7 protein-coding genes are annotated in these 4,862 nt (G+C 70.3%); 3 read left to right on the top strand and 4 right to left on the bottom strand.

The annotated features are described in order from the left end of the window. The 3 genes from PO768_RS27875 to PO768_RS27865 form a co-directional block, all read left to right on the top strand. Positions 1 to 568: DNA-3-methyladenine glycosylase family protein (locus PO768_RS27875; RefSeq protein ID WP_442953310.1), on the top strand; the 568-nt coding region annotated here is incomplete at its 5' end. Next, a complete protein-coding gene (locus PO768_RS27870) occupies positions 565 to 1,077 on the top strand; it encodes a methylated-DNA--[protein]-cysteine S-methyltransferase (protein ID WP_269841601.1) in 513 nt (170 codons plus the stop codon). The genes PO768_RS27875 and PO768_RS27870, both read left to right, overlap by 4 nt. Before the next feature lie 7 nt (positions 1,078 to 1,084). Next, a complete protein-coding gene (locus tag PO768_RS27865) occupies positions 1,085 to 1,960 on the top strand; it encodes a DMT family transporter (RefSeq protein WP_272648654.1) in 876 nt (291 codons plus the stop codon). 5 nt (positions 1,961 to 1,965) lie between these two features. Here PO768_RS27865 and PO768_RS27860 read toward each other — a convergent pair whose 3' ends face one another. The 4 genes from PO768_RS27860 to PO768_RS27845 form a co-directional block, all read right to left on the bottom strand. After that, the gene (locus PO768_RS27860; RefSeq protein ID WP_137940605.1) at positions 1,966 to 2,193 is read right to left on the bottom strand and encodes a hypothetical protein; all 228 of its coding nucleotides are present in this window, start codon (positions 2,191 to 2,193) and stop codon (positions 1,966 to 1,968) included. 369 nt (positions 2,194 to 2,562) lie between these two features. Further along, complete coding sequence (locus PO768_RS27855; RefSeq protein WP_269841603.1) at positions 2,563 to 3,201, bottom strand: ankyrin repeat domain-containing protein; 639 nt, start codon at positions 3,199 to 3,201, stop codon at positions 2,563 to 2,565. Next, entirely contained in the window at positions 3,198 to 3,989 is a 792-nt protein-coding gene (locus PO768_RS27850) for a TatD family hydrolase (RefSeq protein WP_272648653.1), read from the bottom strand. The genes PO768_RS27855 and PO768_RS27850 overlap by 4 nt, the downstream gene beginning before the upstream one ends. Further along, positions 3,990 to 4,379 carry a PilZ domain-containing protein gene (locus PO768_RS27845; RefSeq protein ID WP_137940608.1) on the bottom strand — a complete coding sequence of 130 codons (390 nt, stop codon included), beginning with the start codon at positions 4,377 to 4,379 and terminating at the stop codon, positions 3,990 to 3,992. Positions 4,380 to 4,862: the final 483 nt, after the last annotated feature.

Raw genomic sequence — 4,862 nt, 5'->3', positions numbered from 1 at the left:
GGAGCTGGGCCTGCGCCTGCCCGGCTGCCTGGACCGCTACGAGCTGGCGGTGCGCGCGGTGCTGGGCCAGCAGGTCACGGTGGCGGCCGCCCGCACCCTGGCGGCGCGCCTGGTGGCCCGCTTCGGCACGCCGCTGGCCGGCGCGCCCGATGAGCGCATTGCCCGCCTGTTCCCCGGCCCGGAACGCATGGCCAGGGCCGAGGTCGGCGAGATCGCCGAGCTGGGCATCATCCGCCGCCGCGCCGAGACCCTGATCGCGCTGGCCCAAGCCTGGCCGGGGCTGGCCTATGCGCGCCAGCAGGGCACGGTGGACGAGGCGCTGGCCGAGCTCTGCGCCCTGCCCGGCATCGGCCCCTGGACCGCCCACTACATGCTGATGCGCGGCTGGAGCTGGCCCGATGCCTTCCCGCCGGGCGATGTGGTGCTGAAAAAAGCCCTGAGCCCCGATCCCGAACGGCCGCTGAGCCCGACCGCCTATGCACAGGCCGCGCTGGCCTTCCAGCCCTATCGAAGCTATGCGGTGCTGCGCCTGTGGCGCGCCGCCGCGATCAAGGACAAGAAATCATGAGCACCCGATCCACGCACCATGTCCTGCAATGCCGGATCGACACGCCTTTGGGCGCGATGACGGCCACGCGCAGCGCGCGCGGCCTGTCGGGCCTGTGGTTCGATGCGCAGAAGCACCATCCCGGCGCGCTGGACCTGCCGAGCGCACCGGATGATGCGCTGTTCGCACAACTGAGAGCCGCACTGCGGGCCTACTTCGAGGGCCAGGGCTTGCCGCAAGACCTGGCGCTGGACCCGCAAGGCACGCCCTTCCAGCAGCAGGTCTGGCAAGCCCTGCTGGCAATACCGGCCGGCGCCAGCCGCAGCTACGGTGAGCTGGCGCGCCAGCTGGGCCGGCCGCTGGCGGTGCGGGCGCTGGGCGCGGCGGTGGGGCGCAATCCGCTCTCCATCCTGATACCCTGCCACCGCGCGCTCGGGGCCAGCGGGGCCCTGACCGGTTATGCCGGCGGCCTGGCGCGCAAGACCGCCTTGCTGCGCCTAGAGGGTGCGGCCTTCAAAGAAGCCGCCTGAGTCCTTGATGAAACCTTTTGATATCGCCGAACTGCTGTTGCTGGCCGCCATCTGGGGCGCGTCCTTTCTGTTCATGCGCCTGGGCGCGCATGAGTTCGGCCCGATCGCGATGGCGGCGGTGCGCGTCGGCGGTGCCAGCCTGATGCTGCTGCCGCTGCTGGCGGCCCGGCAGGGGCTGAACGAGCTCGGGCGCGAATGGCGGCCGCTGCTGGCCGTGGGCTTGCTGAACAGCGCCCTGCCTTTTGCGCTGTTCAGCTTTGCTGCGCTGTCGATCACGGCCGGCCTGTCCAGCATCCTGAACGCGACCACGCCGCTCTGGGGTGCCATCGTCGCCTGGATCTGGCTCGCCCAGCGCCTGAGCCTGCTGCGCTGCATCGGCCTGGCGCTGGGTTTTGCGGGCGTCTTGTTCCTGGCCTGGGACCAGGCCTCGTTCAAGCCCGGCGGCAGCGGCTGGGCCATCCTGGCCTGCCTGGGCGCGGCGCTGAGCTACGGTGTGGCGGCCAATTACACCAAGCGATTCCTCGCGCATGTGAGCCCGCTGAGTGTGGCCACCGGCAGCCAGGTGTTTGCGGCGCTGCTGCTGGCGCTGCCGGCCTTCTGGCTGTGGCCGGCCCAGCCGCCGAGCCTGCAGGCCTGGGTCGGCGTGCTGCTGCTGGCGCTGCTGTGCTCGGGCATCGCCTATATCCTGTTTTTCCGCCTGATGTCGCGCATCGGCGCGACCAACACGATCGCCGTGACCTTTCTGATCCCGGTGTTCGCGGTGCTGTGGGGCTGGCTGTTCCTGGCTGAGGCCTTCACGGCCCGCATGGCGCTGGGCTGCGCCGTCGTGCTGCTGGGCACAGCGCTGGCGGTCGGCCTGCTCGGCAAGCCGAACAAGGCCTGAATCGTTCAGAGCAGGTCTTCGGGCTCGGGTTCGGGCAGCGCGTCGATCAGGCGATCAAAGTCGGCCGCGTCGCCCGGCGCCTTGGCAAGCAACGGCTTGTCCAGCGGGCGGTAGATGCGGCTGTGCAGGCGGTTCAGGCGCTCCGAGCTTTCGACGGCGCGCGCCACCTGCTGCGGGTCCAGCATCATCGCGAAGGGGTTGGCGGCGGCGGTGATGTGAGAGGCAAGGCGCATGGGTAACTCCGGTTGGCAGGGGCTATGGATCAGCCTTGGAGTCACTGTAGGGCTGCGCCGCTGCGCGCGGCAGTGGGCCGGGCGCCAAAGCGCGTGTCAGGCAAAGTCCTAGGAGCCTGTCGGGCTTTGGCATGGCCCTGCGTTGTGCGACACCGCCCACAGGCAAGGCGCCCAGCGCAAGCTGCACTGGCGTGCAGCGAGCATGGGCAACGCGGCCTGCGGGCGATGTCGCACAACCCTTCGGGCCGTCACCTGGGGCCGCCAAGCCGCGTCGCACGCTCGTGGTGTGGCCCGCCACACGGCCTCGCGCGCGACTTGCCTGGCGGCCCCAGGTGGCGGCGCAGGGCCATGCCCAAGCCCGACAGGCTCCTAGGGCTTGTCAGCCTGGGCGCGCAGCAGCTTGGCAAAGCGGTCGCGCCCGGCGCGCTCGGCGAAGTCGGCCGCCCGCAGGCCCTGCTCGTTCTGCAGCTGGGCCTTGGCGCCGGCCTTCAGCAGCAGCTCGGCCGTGCTGAGCCCGCCGTAGCCGGCCGCCATCATCAGCGGCGTGCTGCCATTGGGCGAGCGCGCGTCGATCTCGGCGCCCTGGCTCAACAGCCAGGCCGCCACCCCTTCGTCAGGGCCGCTGCAGGCATAGTGCAAGGGGCTCCAGCCCTCGCGATTGATCTGCGCGCCGCGCTGCACCAGCAGCCGGGCGGTGTCGAGCCGGCCGCGCAGCGCCGCCAGCATCAGCGGCGTCTCGCCGGCGGCATTGACCGCGTTGACATCCAGCGCCGGATGGCTCAGCAGGCTTTTGACGGCCTTGTCGCCATCGTCCTTCAAGGCGATGTGCAAGGGCGTCTGGCCCTGCTCGTCGCGCACATTGGGATCGCCCCCGCGCAGCAGCAGCACGCCGATGCGGTAGCCGTCATCGCGCATCGCCGCGTTCAGCAGGTCTTCGGCCGGCCCGGCCATGGCCAGTTCAGCGCCGGCCAGCAGCACCAGCGCGACCAGGCGCGGGACGCTCTTCATGGCAGACCGAACAAACGCCGGCAATTGGCCGAGGTCCGGGCCGCGACCTCGTCGACGCTGAGTCCACGCAGCTCGGCCAGTTGCTTGGCCACATAAGGCACATAGGCCGGGCTGTTGGTCTTGCCACGATAGGGCGCCGGCGCCAGATAGGGGCTGTCGGTCTCGATCAGGATTCGGTCCAGCGGCAGCGCGGCGGCCACATCGCGCAGGGCCTGCGCGTTCTTGAAGGTCAGGCTGCCGGAGAATGAGATGCAGAACCCCAGCTCCACGGCCGCCCAGGCCACCTCGGCGGTCTCGGTGAAGCAGTGGAACACGCCGGGCCGCTCGCCCAGCGAACCGCCCGCGGCGATCTCCTCGCGCAGCAGGCGCAAGGTGTCGGCCGAGCTGCTGCGGGTGTGGATGACCAGCGGCTTGGCCGTGGCCCGCGCGGCACGGATATGGCTGCGAAAACGCTCGCGCTGCCATTCCATCTCGTCGATGCTGCGACCGTTCAGGCGGTAGTAGTCCAGCCCGGTCTCGCCGATCGCGACCACCTTGGGATGCTGGGCCGCGGCCACCAGTTCCTCGACCGTGGGCTCATGCACCTCCTCATTGTCGGGATGCACGCCCACCGTGGCCCAGAGCTGGCTGTGGGTGGCCGCGATCTCGCTGACGGCGGGGAACTCCTCCATCGTCGTGCAGATGCAGATGGCCTGCTCGACGCGGGCGCTGGCCATCTCGGCCAGGATCTGCGGCAGATTGGCGCGCAGCTCGGGGAAACTCAGATGGCAGTGCGAATCGATGAACATCTAGATGGTCTGGGTCGGCTTGGCCGAGGAGATCGAAGTGCCCAGCTGCTCCTCGATCCGGATCTTGATCAGCCGGTGCTTCTCGTCGCCGGGAAAGCGCACGCCCACCCCCTGGGTGCGGCCGCCCGAGGCATTGGGCGGCGTGATCCAGGCCACCTTGCCGGCCACCGGATAGCGCTGCGCATCATCGGGCAGGGACAGCAGCAGATAGATGTCCTCGCCAAGCTTGTAGTCGCGCGTGGTCGGCACAAACAGGCCGCCATCGGTGAACAGCGGGATGTAGGCGGCGTAGAGCGCGCCCTTCTCCTTGAACACCAGCTGGATCACGCTGGGCCTGGCGCCGGCGGCGGCTGGGGTCACGGGAGGTTTGGCGGGCGCGGCGTCACTCATGGGCAGCAGTGTAGCGAATGGCTTGCTCGTGGCTTGGTTCAAGCCCGAGCCGCACGGCGCCGGCCCTGCAAGGCCGACTGGCCCTGCAGCACCAGCGACTCCATCAGGAGCCCGGCATTGAGCGGATGGTCTTCATGGCGTGCGGCCTGCTGCAGCGCCAGGGCCCATTGCTGCAGCGGCGCGGACGGCCCCGGCNAGGCCGACTGGCCCTGCAGCACCAGCGACTCCATCAGGAGCCCGGCATTGAGCGGATGGTCTTCATGGCGTGCGGCCTGCTGCAGCGCCAGGGCCCATTGCTGCAGCGGCGCGGACGGCCCCGGCGCCGGCAAGGCCTCGGGCGCGAAATAACGGGGTGGCGCGCCATGGCTGGTGCGCAGCAGGTCATGGCACAGGCGCTGCATCGCATCGATCGCGCGCGGCACCGGCCAGTCCGAGATCGCCGCGACCTCGCCGCGCGCCAGCCGGGCCGGCAGCTGGGCCCAG

The sequence above is a fragment of the Paucibacter sp. XJ19-41 genome, assembly GCF_028462495.1.
GTDB lineage: Bacteria > Pseudomonadota > Gammaproteobacteria > Burkholderiales > Burkholderiaceae_C > Roseateles_E.
Note: the sequence above shows the minus strand (reverse complement) of the source record. Positions and strands in the feature narration are given on the sequence as shown.

Coding starts and splice junctions, on each gene's coding strand:
- PO768_RS27870 (WP_269841601.1), top strand. CDS start 565: ATGAGCACCCGATCCACGCACCATGTCCTGCAATGCCGGATCGACACG.
- PO768_RS27865 (WP_272648654.1), top strand. CDS start 1,085: ATGAAACCTTTTGATATCGCCGAACTGCTGTTGCTGGCCGCCATCTGG.
- PO768_RS27860 (WP_137940605.1), bottom strand. CDS start 2,193: ATGCGCCTTGCCTCTCACATCACCGCCGCCGCCAACCCCTTCGCGATG.
- PO768_RS27855 (WP_269841603.1), bottom strand. CDS start 3,201: ATGAAGAGCGTCCCGCGCCTGGTCGCGCTGGTGCTGCTGGCCGGCGCT.
- PO768_RS27850 (WP_272648653.1), bottom strand. CDS start 3,989: ATGTTCATCGATTCGCACTGCCATCTGAGTTTCCCCGAGCTGCGCGCC.
- PO768_RS27845 (WP_137940608.1), bottom strand. CDS start 4,379: ATGAGTGACGCCGCGCCCGCCAAACCTCCCGTGACCCCAGCCGCCGCC.